Annotated in this window: 14 protein-coding genes; 12 read left to right on the forward strand and 2 right to left on the reverse strand. The window is 35.3% G+C overall.

What is annotated here, in order from left to right; all coding sequences use genetic code 11:
- Positions 1-160 precede the first annotated feature (160 nt).
- Positions 161-1,783 (reverse strand): DNA recombination protein RmuC, encoded by a 1,623-nt coding sequence (gene rmuC / locus ACQY1Q_RS02625; RefSeq protein ID WP_431003733.1) that lies wholly within the window; start codon positions 1,781-1,783, stop codon positions 161-163.
- A gap of 533 nt (positions 1,784-2,316) precedes the next feature.
- Complete coding sequence (locus ACQY1Q_RS02630) at positions 2,317-3,582, reverse strand: hypothetical protein (RefSeq protein WP_431003734.1); 1,266 nt, start codon at positions 3,580-3,582, stop codon at positions 2,317-2,319.
- Between the two features lie 740 nt (positions 3,583-4,322).
- Here ACQY1Q_RS02630 and ACQY1Q_RS02635 point away from each other — a divergent pair.
- From ACQY1Q_RS02635 to ACQY1Q_RS02690, 12 genes are all read left to right on the forward strand, one after another.
- Positions 4,323-4,898 carry a DUF4255 domain-containing protein gene (locus ACQY1Q_RS02635; RefSeq protein ID WP_431003735.1) on the forward strand — a complete coding sequence of 192 codons (576 nt, stop codon included), beginning with the start codon at positions 4,323-4,325 and terminating at the stop codon, positions 4,896-4,898.
- A gap of 6 nt (positions 4,899-4,904) precedes the next feature.
- Positions 4,905-5,975, forward strand: coding sequence for a hypothetical protein (locus ACQY1Q_RS02640; protein ID WP_431003736.1), 1,071 nt, complete (start codon positions 4,905-4,907; stop codon positions 5,973-5,975).
- A gap of 29 nt (positions 5,976-6,004) precedes the next feature.
- Entirely contained in the window at positions 6,005-7,966 is a 1,962-nt protein-coding gene (locus tag ACQY1Q_RS02645) for a phage tail sheath family protein (RefSeq protein ID WP_431003737.1), read from the forward strand.
- A 118-nt stretch (positions 7,967-8,084) separates the two neighbouring features.
- Positions 8,085-8,531 (forward strand): phage tail protein, encoded by a 447-nt coding sequence (locus ACQY1Q_RS02650; protein ID WP_431003738.1) that lies wholly within the window; start codon positions 8,085-8,087, stop codon positions 8,529-8,531.
- A complete protein-coding gene (locus tag ACQY1Q_RS02655) occupies positions 8,531-8,971 on the forward strand; it encodes a phage tail protein (protein ID WP_431003739.1) in 441 nt (146 codons plus the stop codon). The genes ACQY1Q_RS02650 and ACQY1Q_RS02655 overlap by 1 nt, the downstream gene beginning before the upstream one ends.
- A 1-nt stretch (position 8,972) precedes the next feature.
- The gene (locus ACQY1Q_RS02660; protein WP_431003740.1) at positions 8,973-9,134 is read left to right on the forward strand and encodes a DUF5908 family protein; all 162 of its coding nucleotides are present in this window, start codon (positions 8,973-8,975) and stop codon (positions 9,132-9,134) included.
- A complete protein-coding gene (locus tag ACQY1Q_RS02665) occupies positions 9,134-9,820 on the forward strand; it encodes a LysM peptidoglycan-binding domain-containing protein (protein ID WP_431003741.1) in 687 nt (228 codons plus the stop codon). Before ACQY1Q_RS02660 ends, ACQY1Q_RS02665 begins: the two co-directional genes overlap by 1 nt.
- The gene (vgrG, locus tag ACQY1Q_RS02670; protein WP_431003742.1) at positions 9,821-11,566 is read left to right on the forward strand and encodes a type VI secretion system tip protein VgrG; all 1,746 of its coding nucleotides are present in this window, start codon (positions 9,821-9,823) and stop codon (positions 11,564-11,566) included. It begins immediately after the preceding gene.
- Positions 11,567-11,698: 132 nt separating this feature from the next.
- Positions 11,699-11,989 carry a PAAR domain-containing protein gene (locus ACQY1Q_RS02675; protein ID WP_431003743.1) on the forward strand — a complete coding sequence of 97 codons (291 nt, stop codon included), beginning with the start codon at positions 11,699-11,701 and terminating at the stop codon, positions 11,987-11,989.
- A gap of 4 nt (positions 11,990-11,993) precedes the next feature.
- Complete coding sequence (locus ACQY1Q_RS02680) at positions 11,994-12,407, forward strand: GPW/gp25 family protein (RefSeq protein ID WP_431003744.1); 414 nt, start codon at positions 11,994-11,996, stop codon at positions 12,405-12,407.
- Between the two features lie 6 nt (positions 12,408-12,413).
- Positions 12,414-15,602, forward strand: coding sequence for a baseplate J/gp47 family protein (locus ACQY1Q_RS02685; protein WP_431003745.1), 3,189 nt, complete (start codon positions 12,414-12,416; stop codon positions 15,600-15,602).
- The gene (locus tag ACQY1Q_RS02690) at positions 15,590-18,328 is read left to right on the forward strand and encodes a hypothetical protein (protein WP_431003746.1); all 2,739 of its coding nucleotides are present in this window, start codon (positions 15,590-15,592) and stop codon (positions 18,326-18,328) included. Before ACQY1Q_RS02685 ends, ACQY1Q_RS02690 begins: the two co-directional genes overlap by 13 nt.
- Positions 18,329-18,345 lie beyond the last annotated feature (17 nt).

An 18,345-nucleotide genomic window follows, 5' to 3' on the forward strand; every position in this document is an offset into this window, starting at 1 on the left:
CGTATGTAATGCTATAGTTTCCCATAACTGTAAATTGTATGAGTAGTGGCAGATTGCGTTGCACTTTCCTGTCAAACCACTACGCAGTTTGAGTGGGCTACAAACTTTGATATTTAGACTTTCCCTGCCATTACTTATACAAAGTGTTAAGGTTCGTTATTTATCCTTCACTATCATCAGTGGTATCATCATCTGAGTCGTCAAAGCTTAGAGGAATTAATTTGTCCGGAACTTTTTTGTTAGATTTCAATCCTAAATTTTTTAATTGAATTGCTTGACTTATTACATTACCTCTTCCTGTTTTGAGTTGTCCTAAAGCATTGTCATATGCTTTTTGAGTTGTATTTAATTTGTTGCCTATTTCTTCAAAGTTTACTGTAAAGCCGACAAATTTTTCGTACAATAATTCACCACGTTTTACAATGTTCATTGCGTTTTTATTTTGCCATTCACGTCTCCATAAGTCAGAGAATAGTTTAAGACAAGCAATCAAGGTCGTTGGACTAACTAACAAAATTCTCTTAGAGTAAGCATAAGACCATAGGTCTGAATCGCCTTGAATTGCTAGTAAGTAAGCTGGCTCTATTGGTATGAACATCATTGTAAAATCCAATGATGCTTCAATATTGTCATACCTTTTTGAACTTAGTTGGTCAATATGTAGTTTGGTGGCATTGATGTGTTCTGTAAGAAAAGTCTTTTGTTCGTCACCATCTTCACTTGAAGAAAACTTGTCATAAGCAATTAAAGATACTTTTGAATCAATTATAATTACTCTATCATCAGGTAAATTTACTTTAACATCAAGTCTTTGATTCTTACCTTCATCATCTTTAATCGATTGTTGAATGAAATACTCTCTATCTTTTGTTAAACCTGATGATTCAAGTATTCTTTCTAAAATCATTTCACCCCAATTCCCTCTTTTTTGTGCTTTCCCTTTCAACGCTGTTGCTAAGTTATTCGCTTCGGCACTTACTTTATTGGTTTGTTCAATTAAGCCTTTTATTCGCTCGTCTAAAGATGTTCTTTGTTTAGTGTCTTCGGTATGGGTAGCTTCAACTTTTTCTTTGAATTTGTTGATGTCTTCTTTAAGTGGATTTAAGAGAGTTTCTATATTTATTTTATTTGTTTCAGTAAAGTTCTTAGATTTTTCTTCAAACAGTTTATTAGCTATTTTTTCAAATTGTAAATGTGCTGTTTTTTGAAGTTCTTCAACTTCAGTTTTCTGGGTTTCTAACTTTTCTGTCAAAGCTGAATTGTTAGCTGTTAGTTTACTGATTTCGGATGTTAAGTTGGTTAACTTACTTGTTAATTCCTCTATTTGTTTTGTTTGTTTTTCATTTGTCTCATTCTGTTTTGCTAGTCCTACAGTCAATGATTTGTTATTAGCAGAGAGTTCCGATAAGTTTTGTTTGTAAAGGTTAATATCGTTTTGTTGGCTTTTATTCGTTTCACGTTCTGTAGTTAGCTCTTTTAAAAGTTCGGATAGTTTACTCTCATTATTGGAAAGGTTTGTTTCCAATGAAGTTACTTTTGAAAGAAGTTGAGTAACTTCGCTTTCTTTTGAGGTGAGCTTATTAGATAGTATGTCATTTGTCTCTTGTAGTGTCTGTGCCTTACTCTCAAACAACCTGAGATTAGTAACCGTTTCGTTGTGTTTCAAAGATAATGCGTCAAAGTCTGCTTTTGAAACATTTTTAGTCTTGTTGAGCAAGTTGAAAATTATATAGGAAATCACAAGCCCTACTACAAGTCCGATTAAGATTGAGATTATGTCCATTTTCTATATTGTTTTTGTTGTCAGTTAATGCTATTGATGTTTTTCGTTACAATTACCCACAACTTATTTATACATATAAAATACCTCGTTATGCAACCATTCAGTTAGGTTACAATAGTATAAAGTTATATTCCACGAACATAACCAATAAAAATCTAATTTCATTACGGAATCCCGTAATCTCAGGTATGTGAGTCATAAAAACTATTCTGTAAAGCATAAATAGCAGCACTATGATGACTTTTGATACACCCCGTTGAATAATCTCCAAAACCGCCCTGTAGCTGGTGGCGAATACGTATGATACTGCTCCGATAAGGAGTTAAATCAATTGTCCATCCACCAGCTAGTATACTAGTAACAGAAATCACTACACGGTTTTTCTCTAAGGTTTTTGAGGTGCTATCAAATGTATTGACTTTTCTAATGCTTACCAACGATTTGACTAAACTGCGTTTTAATAGAGATTATGTTATAGACATCCTTTACTGTTAAAAGTAATATTGAATAAGCTGTTATTTTTCAAAATTTAATTAAAGAGATTTTTCCCAAGGATACGTTGAATAAACGTAAGAAGGGTTTTCATCTAGTGCTGTTTGAGGTAATTCAGAAATTGTAGCCTTCGGATTAAGTGTATTATATATGTTTAACACTGTCTTGTCATACACATTTGCAATCATTTGTATTCGAGAACGATCGGAATCAATATTACCAATATTTTTACCATCTAAATCTTTACAATTTACCTGTAACTGACCTGAGCCACTACTAAGCTTTGCAATTGTAGTTCCGTAAATCAGCGAACGTTTTAATGAAAACTTTCTGTTGGCTATCATGTAAGCAGAGGCAACAATTCCTGTTCGATCATGCCCGCTTGCACAGTGAATGTAATAAATATTAAAAATATCCGGGGCTGTTTTAGGACTCATCCAACTACTTAATTTTTGAACAGCGTCTATATCAAAAACATCATTAGATGGCTGGTTATGTGGTTGAATTTCCCAGTTGCACATTTGATTTTGCGGTTCTGCTTTATCGGAAGGATACCAAACTTGCCCTTTCAATTGACTTAATTCCTTGCCACCAAATGATTCGAGTTCCCATAAAATGGAATTACCTTCTGAACTTTGGCTTTGCAAACATATATCGCGTAAATTATAAGTATTAAATGCAGGAAAATCATTTTTTCCTGTTTCTTTAACATACTTAGCTTCCATATAATCATGCAGTTTTTTAAAATCAACAGTTTGTTTACCGTTATCAGTTGCTGGCGCATCAAAAGGAGTATTACCACGAAATAACATGGTTTTATTTTCAGGATAATAGTCAACTAAAAATACCATTTCAGGATTAAGTACTTGATAAAGTGAGTCCACACCCGAACTTTTTTGTCCGGTCGGTTCTGTAACTACTAATAATGTGGGTGACGACGGCGATGGCTTAGTTGACGATTTTGCGATGATGGTGGTAGTATCATTAGGAAAAGAACCTGATGTATCTTGATTCCAGCTTGTGTTTTCTAAGAAAAAATTAAGGTGACACTCAGCTGTTGATGTTATGTCTACACCGGTATTGTAGGTAATTGTAATGTACCCTTCGGCATATTCGCTGCTTGCGGCAATATAGAACTCTTGTGATGCTCCACTTGCCGGACTCACCAGTTGTAAACTTGTTTTTGGTTCAGTACTATCGCTAAGATAAATAGAACCTGAAGTCAATGTTAGTACGGTTGTTGTTGATGCTTGCGGAGCTAAAAGATAATGTTTACTCTTGAATTGTTCACTTTTTTTATTACTCATTTTAATTTCCTTTTTAAGTGTTTCGTTTTTATAGTATATGGGTATCTTTTTGAAGGGCTGTCTATAACTTGTTTATATAATCAACTAATTTAATGAATACGTATTTGTTTTTTATTACGGAATTCCTTAACCTCAGTTATTTAAGTCATAGAAGTTATTTTATAAAGTATAAATAGCAGCATTATAATAACCTTTGATACACGTTATTGAATATTCCCTAAAACGATGCTGACGTGGTCAGGAAGCTTTCGGCAGTTCCTAAAACCGTCCTGCCACTGGTGGGAAGGTTTCGGGGTTTCTGGAAGTCGTGCCAGCGAGGCTGGGAAGGTTTCGGGGTTTCTGAAAGTCATGCCAGCGAGGCTGGGAAGGTTTCGGGGTTTCTGAAAGTCGTGCCAGCGAGGCTGGGAAGGTTTCGGGGTTTCTGGAAGTCGTGCCAGCGAGGCTGGGAAGGTTTCGGCATTTCCGGAAGTCATGCCAGCGCAGCTGGGAAGTTATATAGCTTGATTTTCTTCAAGAGAGCTGTTAACATAGGTCTTGTGCGTAATAATTTAAGGTTTTACAAACATAAAATCAAGGGGGATTTTCCTTATTCTCTTTCCTGTATTCACTTAAAATAATTTAGGGTAAACTACTTTTTTAAAAGAGATTTTCATTGGGGTTTCTCTTGGTTACTGAGGCTAATTTTACCATGCTCAGAGTACAACTCCGGCAATACGTCAAACTAACCAAACTAACTACCAATGATTTTTGAAATATTACAAATCATTACAGAAGAGTTAAATGATTATCTGGGAGAAAAAGCAGTAGCGCTATCTAATATCGCCATGGCAGATATAGAAGGGAATTCTCCCGGCAACAATCCGGATATATCATTAACCCTAATCAATCTTCAAGAAGAATTTGCGCTAAAAAACACGCCTAACAATTTTAGCAACGGTACTACGGTTAGTTATAAAAACCCTAAAGTATATTTAAATCTCTACATACTTTTTTGTGTAGATAAACAAACCTATACAGAATCATTAAAAAGCTTAACCAAAGTTATTGCGTTCTTCCAAGGAAAAAAAGTGTTTACCCACAACAATACAAACTATGAGGGTATTGACGGGCTGGCAGATTTAAAAAGCTTCAAGTTTATTTCACAATTATACACGCCTACGTTTGAAGAGCTTAGTTATATATGGGGAACATTGGGAGGAAAACAATACCCTTCTGCCCTTTATAAAATAACACTTCTTGAAATAGAGAGAGATGTAATTACCAAAGAAGGAACGGTTGTTTCCGGAATAGAAAAAAATTCCTTAATCAAAAATTAGATCACGATGTATACAACACTTTTCAATATCAATATATATCACTCTTACTTTCTTGATGAAGGAGAACGAAGTTTTTTTGAGTTAAACGGAGGAAACAACGGAATTACACCGCTAACCGAAGACGAAAAAAAGGTATTGGAAAGACACTATGATATAGCAGATTATTTAACCATAGTGCCCACGCAAGAAACCAAAGAAAAACTCAAAAATCACCGACTTTTACTCAGAAACCATGCTAAAGGCATTCGAATTTTAAACGAAACAATCCAAGAAACGGCAGAAGAAAACAATGTAGAAGTTACACGCTATAGTCCTATCATTACCCTGTCAGAAACATTAACATTTACGTTTTATATCAAAGTACACGATGCCTATTTTGAAAACTACTCTAAAATTGTAGAGAAAAATCAGCATCAACTTTATTTATTATCAAATAAAAACACAACCGTTACCAATATTTTTGAAACCACCTCTGAAGTTAAAAAATGGGAAGAATTTCTTTTAACAGTAAAAGAAACCAGAAAACTATTGCTTGAAATTGAAAAAGAAAAACAATCAAAAATAATGCTACCCAGCTTGGTAACTATTGCCAACATTAGTACCACCGTGTTAGAAGCTATTGAAACTAAAATTGAAAATGCAGTAAGCTTAAGTGAAGAAGAAGAAGAAAGTATACAAGCCATAAACTCATACATCCAAGCCGCAAAAAACAAAGGAGTTATTGGGGTGCTTCAATTACAAATTAACGGAGCAAACAATACCGATTTGGTAGAAGAAGTACTGGTAAAAAACCTGGAAAATCAGCAATTCGATATACAAAAACAATGCTTGTTAGCTACCCCACCGGAGTTTAGTATTTGTATAGAAAACAGAGCCACTTTTTGGCGATACAAAAAAACAAGCGAAAATCTTGTAATGACCACAAAAGAAGAAAAACCATTAACTAAAAATGGCAGAGTGGAAATTGAAAAACAAGATGTACAACCCCAACCCCAAGAAGATTATTATTTCCCGAACCCTACCCCTGAAATTATTAAAAAGGAAGCACAAAGCTATTATTCCGAAGTATTTATATAAACAAAAATTTAAATTAAAAATTAGTAATTATGTCAGCGTACAAAACACCAGGAGTTTACGTAGAGGAAATAGTAAAATTTCCACCTTCCGTAGCTCAAGTAGAAACAGCGATTCCGGCCTTTATAGGATACACTGAAAAGGCTAAGAAAAAAGAGGATGATGATTTACTATTAGAGCCAACAAGAATTACTTCACTATTAGAATATGAAGAATTTTTTGGTTTTTCTGAAAAAGAAACAACTATTGGAGTTAATGTAATAAATCCTAACACCGTAAATGAGGAAATTGTAGTTACTCAACCAAGTACACCTTCACCTTTTAAAATGTACTACAACATGCAAATGTATTTTGCTAACGGAGGAGGCCCTTGTTACATTACCTCAGTAGGAACCTATACCTCATCAAGAGCTAATAACAATGTAAATCCGGTATTGTTAGAAGAAGTTGGAAACAACGGAGCTATGGGGTTAAAAGACGGATTAGACAAAGTTGAAATGGTAGATGAAGCAACCTTACTTGTTTTTCCGGATGCTACTTCATTAGCTTCTGATGATGATTTTTATGCCTTATACTCATCAGCACTTATGCAGTGTAACAAATTACAAGACCGTTTTACCATTATTGATACCTATTCAGATGTAACGTATAATAACGGATCAGATGTAAACCCGGTAGACGCTCTTAGAAGTAAAATATCTTTAGGAAAAGATTTTTTAAAGTACGGAGCAGCCTACTTCCCGTATCTAAACACCATCTTAGATTTTTCGTACAACGAAGCTAATATTAGTGTAAACGGACTAGAAGAAAGTTTATCGGTAAAAGCAACCAATGTAATTAATGGGATAAACTTAACGGAACTGTCAGATGTATTAGAAGCTTTGGTAGCTACTGAAAACGCTATTGATGCTGCTGCTGATAATACTGCCGCTTTGGCTTTTAAGAACACGGCAATTTTAAATGTTAAGAGTATTATTAATTACTTAGAAAAGGTAACCGATTCAATTAATGAATTAATAACTGCCGCTGTTGACTCGGGAGAAGCAGCCTTGGCAACTCCGAGTACAGACATGACTACATGGATGGACAGCAATTTAGAAAGCACTGTAGCAGATTTACATGCGAAACTTTTTAAACTTCAACAAGATGATACCAAAGCTAAATTAACCGGTAGTTTAACATCTAACACAACAAACGTTTACGGCTTATTAGGAATTACTGATGAACTTGATATGACCAATAACGGGATTTATACCGATTTAGAAGGACAAAAAACAGCAGATGAATTATTTGCTTTAAAAGGAGCTATTGATGGTTTAGGAGGCGTAACAACTTTACCAAGCTTAGAAGATTTAAAGACAGATAATAATGCGCTTTACAATAAAATACGAACTCAAATAGGCTTATTACCGGTTAAACTGGCTCCGAGTGCAACCATGGCAGGAATTTATGCAAGAGTTGATGCTAACAGAGGGGTATGGAAAGCTCCGGCAAATGTAGGGGTAAGTTATGTATCATCACCCTCGGTAACTATTTCTCATGAAGCGCAACAAAACTTAAATGTAGATACCGTTGCCGGTAAATCTGTAAACGCCATCAGATCTTTTGTAGGAAAAGGAAACTTGGTTTGGGGGGCAAGAACGCTGGCCGGAAACGATAATGAGTGGAGATACATTTCTGTAAGACGTTTCTTTAATATGGCAGAAGAATCTATTAAAAAAGCTACAGAACAATTTGTTTTTGAACCGAATGATAAAAACACATGGGTACGTGTTAAAGCAATGATAGATAACTTTTTAACACTTCAGTGGAGATCAGGCGCTTTAGCAGGGCCAACACCTGAAAAAGCATTTTATGTAAGCGTAGGTTTAGGAGAAACCATGACTGCACAAGATGTTTTAGAAGGTAACATGATTATTGAAATAGGAATGGCAGTAGTACGTCCTGCAGAATTTATCATTCTTAAGTTCTCTCACAAAATGCAAGAAGCATAGTTGAATAGTAGCATTTGGTTATGGGTGCTGAATAGTTAACAGCCAAAAACGCATCACCAATAACCCCATACCAACAACCAATAGAAAAATAAAATTAAAAACATAAAAAAAAGAAATCATGGCAGAATTATATCCACTTCCAAAGTTTTCCTTTGAAGTTACTTTTGGAGATACAAAATTTAATTGTACCGAAGTTTCTGGGTTAACTTTTGAAAATAAAATGATAGAATATCGTGGTGGAGCCGATAGTGAATACCACAAATCAAAACAACCGGGACTTTTCGAATACCCAAACATTACGGTAAAAAGAGGAACTTTTGCTGATAAGAGTAAACAATTTTATGAGCAATGGGCTAAAACCGTATACTTTCAAGAAGGCGGAGAGCAGTTTCGCGGAGACTTAACAGTTAGTTTGTTAGATGAAAACGGTGATCCGGCTGTAACATGGAAAGCACAAAACGCTTACATCACCAAAGTACAGCCAACCGATTTAAAAGCCGATGGTAATGAAATTGCTATCGAAACTGCAGAATGGGTACATGAAAAACTAACAATGATAAGTTAATGGCACGCTATTATCCACCAGTAGGCTTCCACTTTAAGGTAGAATTTGAAAATCTCTCAACTACCGAAGAAGACAATTCATTTCAATCAGTTTCGGGTCTTTCAGTAGACCTTGAAACTGAAGAAATAGCAGAAGGTGGTGAAAATAGATTTAAGTATAAAATTCCCGTACGATCTAAATTTCCAAATCTTGTTCTTAAAAGAGGCTTGTTGGTTAACTCAGAAGTAATTAAGTGGTGTAAAAAAGCATTAGAAAACTTTGAAATACAACCGGTAAATATAACCGTAAAACTACTTGATGAAAACCATGAGCCATTACAAACCTGGAATATTGTGCATGCATATCCTGTAAAATGGAGTGTTGGCGATTTTAATGCCGAAGAAAACAAACTGGTTATTGAAACACTTGAATTAACCTATAACTATTTTAAAGTAGCATAATATGGCAATTACCATTAAAGAGTTACATATAAAAATTAATGTAGATGAAAAGTCTGAACCTCAAGGGCAACCTGGCGGGGCAAAAAGCAGTAATACAGCAGCTATAGTTGCCGCCTGTGTTGAAGAAGTAATGGATATTTTGGAAAGACAAAAAGAACGATAATGAGTCAGGGAGAATTAAAAAAACTAGTCATAAAAGCCTATAAAGACGAAAAGTTTAATGATGAGGTGGCAGACGGTGAATTTACAACGCTTGTAAATCCTGATAAATATTTGGTGGCTTATAAACCGGAATATTCTGAACAACAAGGTCAGGGAACCAGCGGCTCACAACCCAAATTTACAAGAATAGCACCGCAAGAGTTAGACTTAGATTTATTATTTGACAGTTCCGGAGTAATAGATGGAGAAGCCAATCAAAAAGACGGAATTATAGATAAAGTAGAAGCTTTTAAAAGAATTGTTTTTGACTATAGCGGAGAAGAGCATAAGCCGTATTATTTGATGATTAAGTGGGGAACCTTACTTTTTAAAGGTTCATTAGTAGATTTATCTATAGAATACAGATTGTTTGCTCCGGATGGAACCCCGCTGCGAGCCAATGCCAAACTAAAAGTTAAAGGAACCATTGATGATGATCTTCGCGTAGCAAGAGAAAACAATCAATCGCCGGATTTAACACATTACAGAAAAGTAAAGGCAGGAGACACCTTACCCTTAATGTGCCATCGTATTTACGGAGATTCAAAGTATTACTTAGAAGTAGCCAAAGTTAATAAGATAGCCCAGTTTAGAAAATTACAACCCGGACAGGAATTATTTTTTCCACCCATACAAAAACTTGCATAAATGAACAATACCGGAGTCATACAAACTTCTAAAAGTGCAGATTTAACCACTTTTAAAATCTTGGTAGAAGGAGAAGAACTCTCTAAAGCATACGAGGTAAAAAGTATTACAGTTTCAAAAGAAACCAACAGAATACCCACTGCCGAGTTTGTTTTAATTGATGGAGATCCTTCCGGAAGAGATTTTAAATTGAGTAACGAAGAACTGTTAATTCCGGGGAAGAAAATTGAAATTACGGCAGGCTATCACTCAGATGAAGAAACTATTTTTAAAGGAATAGTTATTAAGCATAATCTAAGAATCAGAGCTAATACCTCTCAGTTAATTGTGCAGTGTAAAGATGAAGCTGTTAAAATGACCGTGGGTAGAAAGAGTACCTATTTTTACGAAAGTACCGATAGTGACATATTTGAAGAATTAATAGGCAAATACAGTTTGTCTAAAGAAGTAGAATCAACAAATCATTCACATGCAGAGTTGGTTCAATACAATGCTTCCGATTGGGATTTTATGGTTTCAAGAGCTCAAGCAAACGGAAAACTTTGTTTTGTTGATGATGGAACCATTACCATTGCGAAACCCAATGTTAGTCAGTCAGAAATAGAAACAGTAACCTTTGGTGGCTCGTTATTAGATTTTGATGCCGAAATAGATGCTCGTCATCAAGTACAAAAAGTAGCTGCTTACGGTTGGAATCATGCCGACCAGGAATTACTTGAAATAGAAGGGAAAGACCCCAAAATAAGTTTAAACGGAAACTTATCGGTAAATGACTTACAAGAGGTAATCGGATTAGAAAATTTAGAATTACGTCATGGAGGTGCCGTTACAGATACAGAACTACAAGATTGGGCAGATGCTAAATGGCTTTTTCAACAATTAGCCAAAGTAAGAGGACGAATGAAATTTCAAGGAATCCCTTCTGTAAAGCCCAATACCATTATAAAGCTAGAAGGAGTAGGTGATCGATTTAATGGAAATGTATACATCACAGGGGTACAGCACGTAATTTCAGAAGGCAATTGGGTAACCAATGCACAATTCGGACTGTCAACCGAATGGTTTTCAGAAACTTTTGAAATATCGGCTTCGCCTGCATCAGGATTACTACCGGCAATTCAAGGACTACAAGTGGGAATCGTATCACAATTAGAAGAAGATCCGGACGGAGAAGATCGAATTTTAGTTCAAATTCCCATTATCAATAACACAGAAGAAGGTATTTGGTGCCGAGTAGCTTCACCGGATGCCGGAGAAAACAGAGGTATTTTTTTCCGCCCTGAAATAGGGGATGAAGTTATTGTAGGATTCATTAATCAAGATCCTAATGATGCCATTGTATTAGGCATGTTGCATAGCAGTGCAAAACCGGCACCTATTACGGCGGCAGATGATAACCATGAAAAAGGAATTATTACCCGAAGTGAAATGAAAGTGTTATTTGATGATGATAAGAAAATTATCACCATTGAAACTCCCGCAGGAAAAATTATTTCGTTAGATGAAGACGCAGGAGCTATAACCATTGAAGATGATAACTCTAATGTGATAACCATTAACAGTGATGGCATTTCTATGGAAAGTGCCGGAGATATTTCCATAAAAGCGTCAGGAGATGTAATTATAGAAGGAACCAATGTAGGAATTACGGCCAATGCCGAGTTTAAAGCGGAAGGGAGCGCCGGAGCAGAAGTTTCTACCAGTGCCATAGCAGTATTAAAAGGCTCATTGGTACAGATAAATTAGTTTTTAGGGAGTTAGGAGACAGGAGTTAGGAATTAGGGACTAGGGAACAGGAAATAGGAAACAGGAATTAGGGGTTAGGGAATAGGAGCTAACAGCCAATAACCAAAAGCCAATAATAAAAAAATAAAAGAGATGGGAAATCCGGCAGCTAGAATAACAGACATGCACGTTTGCCCGATGGTAACAGGTGTAGTACCTCATGTAGGAGGTCCTATTTTACCGGCAGGAGAACCTACCGTTTTAATAGGCGGTTTACCGGCAGCTAGAATGGGTGATATGGCAACTTGTGTAGGGCCACCGGATACCATTATTGCAGGTTCGGGCACCGTTTTAATAGGTGGTATGCCGGCAGCCAGAATGGGAGACAGTACGTCACACGGAGGTACCATAGTTTTAGGAGAACCCACCGTATTAATAGGATAAAAAAATGGACAATAAAAAATCATTTCTAGGAGTAGGTTGGGGATTCCCGCCGGAGTTTTCAGAAGACTTGAATGAGGTTGTAATGATCGCTGATGAAGAGGACATTAAAAGTAGTTTGGAAATCTTATTGAGTACCCGATTAGGAGAAAGAGTTATGCTGCCTAATTATGGATGTAACTTGGAAGATTTACTTTTTGAAAAGCTAGACAGAACCTTAATAACCTATATAAAAGAGCGCATTGAAACAGCCATTCTGTATCATGAACCCAGAATAGATGTGGTTAAAATTGATATTTCAGAAACAGACCCGATAGAAGGTAAAATTAGTATAAAAATAGATTATAGAATCAGGGCTACCAATAGCAGAACCAATGTTGTATTCCCATTTTATAAGGGAGAAGGAACCGATATAAAATAGAAAATCATGAGTAAAATCATTTCTAACATATTAAAAAGAAACGGAACAGGTCAAGAACAACGTTACATAACCGCCTTAGACCCTGATAATTTCGAGTTGCACGATTTTACCATAGAAGATTGGATATTATTTGCCTATAATTTCTCTGAAAATCTACAGTATTATTCGGTTAGCAATCATGAAACCCCTTCCGGAAACTGGAAAAATTTCTTCAAAAAAATAACGACAGAAACACTTCCTTTCAGAGGAACCCGAGAGTATGACAAATTAAAAGAAAAGGTTGCCGAAACGTTAGAAGAATTAACGAAAGAAGCCAAATTAACACCGCACCTAACCCTTTTTGTATGCTTTTTAAAATTACTGGAGTTTTCTAAACAACGATTTAATCAATTAACAAAACGTCATTTAGACTTTTATTACAAAGAAATACTACAAGTAACCAAAAAAGAACCAATTCCGGATCAAGTGCATGTTCTTTTTGAGCTAGCTAAAAAGTTAGATAGTCAACAAATACAAGAAGGCACTCTTTTAGATGCTAAAAAAGATGCTTTAGGAAACCCATTGGTATATACCACCAAAGAAGGGTTAATTGTAAACAAAGCTTCAGTAGCTACCATAAAAACAGTTTATAATTCCAATACGGAAGAACTTAAAAAAATAAAAGCGAGTCATGCAGCCATTACAAAAGACGGATTGGAAGAACCTTTACCTGAAGAAGCGCCGTATTGGTATCCGTTTGGCTATCCATCTACCGGAAAAGATGCCGATGAATTACCGGATGCTGAAGTAGGTTTTGCTATTGCTTCTCCGGTATTACAATTACAAGAAGGAGAAAGAACCGTAACCCTAACCATACAATTTGGGAATGCTTTTGAGTCAAAAGAACAATTCCATATTGAAGAAGTTCTTCAAACCATTCAACTTTTTGGAAGCGGTAAAGAAAGTTGGATAACCCCTACACTAACTCTGATTAACGGAAAAGATAAAGGTGAATTAACAAACGGGTTTAACGAAATGAGTTTTACCTTCATGTTAGCGTATGACACCAGTGCTTTAGTAGCCTATAATGAAGAGTTTTTACTTAAAAAATATGGAACAACCTATCCGTTGGTTCGTTTTGTTTTTGATGTTTCAGAAGATGTTGGCTATAATTTTTACAGATGCATAGCCGATAATACGGTTACGCAAATAACCGTTAAAGCAGAAGTAAAAGGAATTCAGTCGTTAACGGTAGAAAATGATAATGGTTTGGTAAAAGCCAGTAAACCTTTTTATCCTTTTACCACTCGCCCCATAAAAGAGTCTAACTTTAAAGTGGGATATGAAGAAGCATTTACAAAAAAATGGACAGACTTTACAGTACACGTACGATGGAAAAATACACCGGAAAACTTTAAAACCTGGTATCAGGCTTATGTAAAACCGGAAAGTTACACTTCAATAACTACTTATGCCGGTGAATTAGGAAAAGCCATAGATTCCCGACAACTTCTCATTACCGGAGAAGCTGATTTTAAGGCAGAAAAAAGAATGTTACATGCCGGTGGTGAAGCCAAAGAAACCGTTGGAGAAATTATCAACTTATTTGTAAAACAAACCATTGAAGACGAAGCGGCAAACGAAATTTTTTATACGGCCGATATCACCACATCGAACACCAGTAATGCCTATGACATTGATAAAGCAACGGCATTACAATTATCGTTAGAACAGTCCTTTTTACATGATTTATATCCGCGTTATTACGCATTAGCCGTAAGTTCAGAAAGCAAAACAATTAATCTGCCTAATGAACCGTATACACCACTCATAGAAACTATTACAGCAGATTATACGGCAGAAGAAACTATTATCGTATCAGAAACTACGATAGAAAACAATCGTATTCAGTTATTTCATGAACATCCTTTTGGACAAAATGAAGAAAACTATGCTCTGAAAAAATATCAGCAAGAACAAAAAAATATCAGAGATGTTTTTGATAAAGATATTATTCAACTCTTTTTAGTACCAAGATACTGTTTAGGAGGCCATTTATTTATAGGACTTGAAAACGTAGAAGTACAACAAAATATTTCGTTATTAATTCAGGTTTTAGAAGGAAGTGAAAATCCGTTAGTAGAAAGCTTTGGAGAAAATGAAAAGGTAAACTGGTCGGTACTTTGTAATAACAAATGGAAAAGTATAGACAATCATATTATTTCAAATAATACAGATAATTTCCTGAAATCAGGAATTATCACGTTCTCTGTACCTAGAGAAGCCACTACCGAAAATACATTATTACCTGAAGGGTATGTATGGCTAAGAGCTCAAATGAACAAATCATTTGAAGCGGTTTGTAAAGTTATGAATATACATGCTCAGGCGGTAACAGCCATTTTTAAAAATAATGACAATGAAGTAAGTCATTTAAAAGACGGACTCCCAAGCGGAACCATTAAAAAAATGGTGACAAGAATTCCGCAAATAAAATCGGTATCACAACCGTACAATGCATTCGGAGGAAGCCCGGAAGAATCAGATGATGATTTTTACAGAAGAATAAGTGAACGCCTTCGTCATAAAAACAGAGCCATTACACTTTGGGATTATGAGCACCTGATTCTTCAGAAATTCCCTGAAATATATAAGGTAAAATGTTTAAACCATACCTCTAAAAAAAGCTTTACAGCCGCAGGGCATGTAACGCTTGTAGTGGTACCCGATACGGTGAATAAAAATGTATTTGACATTTACCAGCCAAGAGTTAGCAAAGCAACGTTAAATAGTATTCAAGCCTATATTAATTCATTAAACACACTTCATGTAGATGCAGAAGTTATCAACCCCAATTATGAACCGGTGAGTGTTGGATTAGAGGTGAAGTTTTATGAAGGGTTAGATGAGCATTTTTATGAAGAAAAACTAAAAACAGACATTACCAAATTCTTGTCGCCTTGGGCATTTGACGATACAAAAGAAGTAACCTTCGGAGTCATGTTACACAAGAGTGTGCTAATTGATTATATAGAAAAACTATCGTATGTAGATTATTTACAGAACGTTACCATGAACGGAGATGCGGCAATTCATAAAATTGTTCCGAGCAATCCCAAATCTATACTCGTATCAGCACAAGAACATTCGGTAAGTACGGTATTAACAACCTGTAAAGGAACTAAAAAAATTATTGAACAAACATGTCAGCTATAAACCAACATATAACTATTCCAAAAAATGTAGCTACTAATGATGATTTAGACTTCCATTTTTTAAGGAGTGAAGGAATTTCGTATTTAGAAAGTTTAGGGGGTAAATTATGGACTGATTTTAATAGTCATGATCCGGGAATTACCATCATGGAAATGCTTTGTTATGCAATTACCGATTTAGGGATGCGCATTGAAACGCCTTTAGAAAACTTACTGGCTTCAAAAGATCCGGCGTTATCATTACAAGCTCAGTTTTACAAAGCCTCAGAAATTTTTCCAACAAAACCGGTAAATGAACTCGATTATAGAAAATTATTTATTGATGTAAAAGGCGTTAAGAACTGTTGGTTACGAAAATATAAAAAGAAAGTTTTTGTCGATTGTAAAAACAACCAACTCTCGTACAAAAAGTTTGAAACGATTACCGAAGATTTTCAAAAGGAATTTAACTTAAAAGGTCTATACACCTTACTGGTTGATTTAGATGAAGGTTATGGAGAAGAACTATTTCCATTACTCAGAAAACGATACCATGAAAACAGAAATTTGTGTGAAGACTTAATTGAAATAAAACAGGTAGAAACACAACCGATAGCTATTTGTGCCAATATTGATGTGTTTCCGGAAGCTGATGAAGAAAAAGTATATGCTCATATTTTATATGAAATAGAAAACTATTTATCACCGTCGTTAAATTTCTATTCTATACAACAAATGATAGATAAAGGCTATACTACAGATGCCATTTTTGACGGACCTATTTTACAACATGGTTTTATAGATGAAGCAGAGCTTAAAGAAGCTGAATTAAGAAAAGAAGTTCGATTGTCTGATATCATGAAAATTATCATGAATGTAGAAGGAGTTAAACTGATTAATGACATTTCTGTAGGATTTTGTGATGAAAATCTTAACCAAGGAAATAAATGGGTGGTTTGTATTAATCCGGATAAAAAACCAATTTTATGTGAAAAAAGTACCTTCAATTTCAGTAAAGGTTTTCTTCCGTTAAACCTGAATTATGATAGAGTTGAAGAGTACGGCAAACAAATTAAAGAAGATAAAGAAGAAGCGCAACAAATAGCCGCAGAAGATAAAGAAATAGCCTTGCCTCAGGGAACCGTAATAAGTTCTCATGAATACACAACCCTTCAAAACGATTTTCCGGATACCTACGGAATTGGTCAGGAAGGACTATCAGTACATGTTACCAATGAAAGAAAATCAAAAGCAAAACAATTAAAAGCCTACTTAACATTCTTTGATCAGGTGTTAGCTAGTTATTTCAAACATCTTTCAGAGGCTCGCACTCTATTGTCGGTTAGCGGAAAAGAAACCAGAACGTACTTTACGCAGGCAATTAAAGACATTCAAGATTTTGAAGATATTGTAAAAGAATATCCGCAATCTAATGATGATGAGTTAACTCAGTTATTATTAAATCAATTTGATAATAACATTGAAAGAAGAAATTCAATCTTAGATCATTTATTAGCTCGCTTTGCAGAACGATTCGGAGAATACACGTTTTTAATGAAAGCTCTTTATGGAAAAACAACCAATGAAATTGTGTTAGCAAATAAAGAAGACTTTTTAAAAGATTATAGAATTATTAGCAGTCAACGAGGATTGGCATTCAACTACTATCAACAACCCAAAGAAAAATTATGGGATACTGATAATATTTCAGGGTTTCAAAAGCGTATAGCACGGTTGATGGGAATTACCAATGAGAACAGAAGACATTTAACAGAAAGCAATGTTGAGGTATATGAACTGATAGACAGTAATTCAAAAACGGTTTACCGATGGAGGCTTAAAGATAATGACGGAAATATAATACTATCGGCCACAGAAAACTATCCCAGAGTAACCTTAGCAGTAGAAGAATTATATTTTGCAGTGCTTCAACTTGTACAAACAAGCGAAGCCGATATAGAACAAGCATTTGCTCAAGGAGTTTCAGGAGAAACCGTAATAGGTTTTGTCAGAATTCATGAATCAACTCCTTCAAACCCTTCTATTCCTGTAAAATATTCATTCGATGTTATCAATCCGAAAAAGCCAACAAGCAGCTCTGATTATGTAGTAGCAAAGCAATTCAAATACTATACAGCATTAAACGATTTAAAAGAAGCGCTGTTAACCATCATTGCTTTTTTGAAAAAAGAATTTACAGAAGAAGGAATGTTTTTAGTAGAACACATGCTATTACGTCCGGATGTAACTAAAGAAACAGGAGAGCACTTTTTACCGATTTGCGCAGATGATTGTGCCGATTGCGGAACGATTGATCCGTATTCATATAGAGTAAGTATTGTACTTCCCGGATATACCTACCGATTCTCTAATCCGGATTTCAGACGCTATATGGAAGATGTTATTCGAGAAGAATTACCCGCCCATGTACTTCCTAAAATATGTTGGGTAGGAAATAGAAACGGCATTGTAGAAGATACCGAAAATGATTTACTGCAATTTGAAAATGCCTATAAAAAGTATTTGTATGAAAAAACAACTCTGGAGCAAGAACAACCAACAAATGCTAATGAATTGCAAAACCTGATCAAGGCAATGCACGAATTAAATACCGTATATCCTGTAGGCAGATTGATGGATTGTAATGCAGAAGATGAAGCCTTAGACGGAAGAATCATCTTAGGACAATCAAGTATAGGAAATATAGAAGGAGAAAAAGAAAATATAAGTAACTCAGAAAAGTCATAAAAAAATATTGTGTGGTA

It is taken from the genome of Tenacibaculum sp. TC6, from assembly GCF_050606265.1.
Lineage (GTDB): Bacteria > Bacteroidota > Bacteroidia > Flavobacteriales > Flavobacteriaceae > Polaribacter.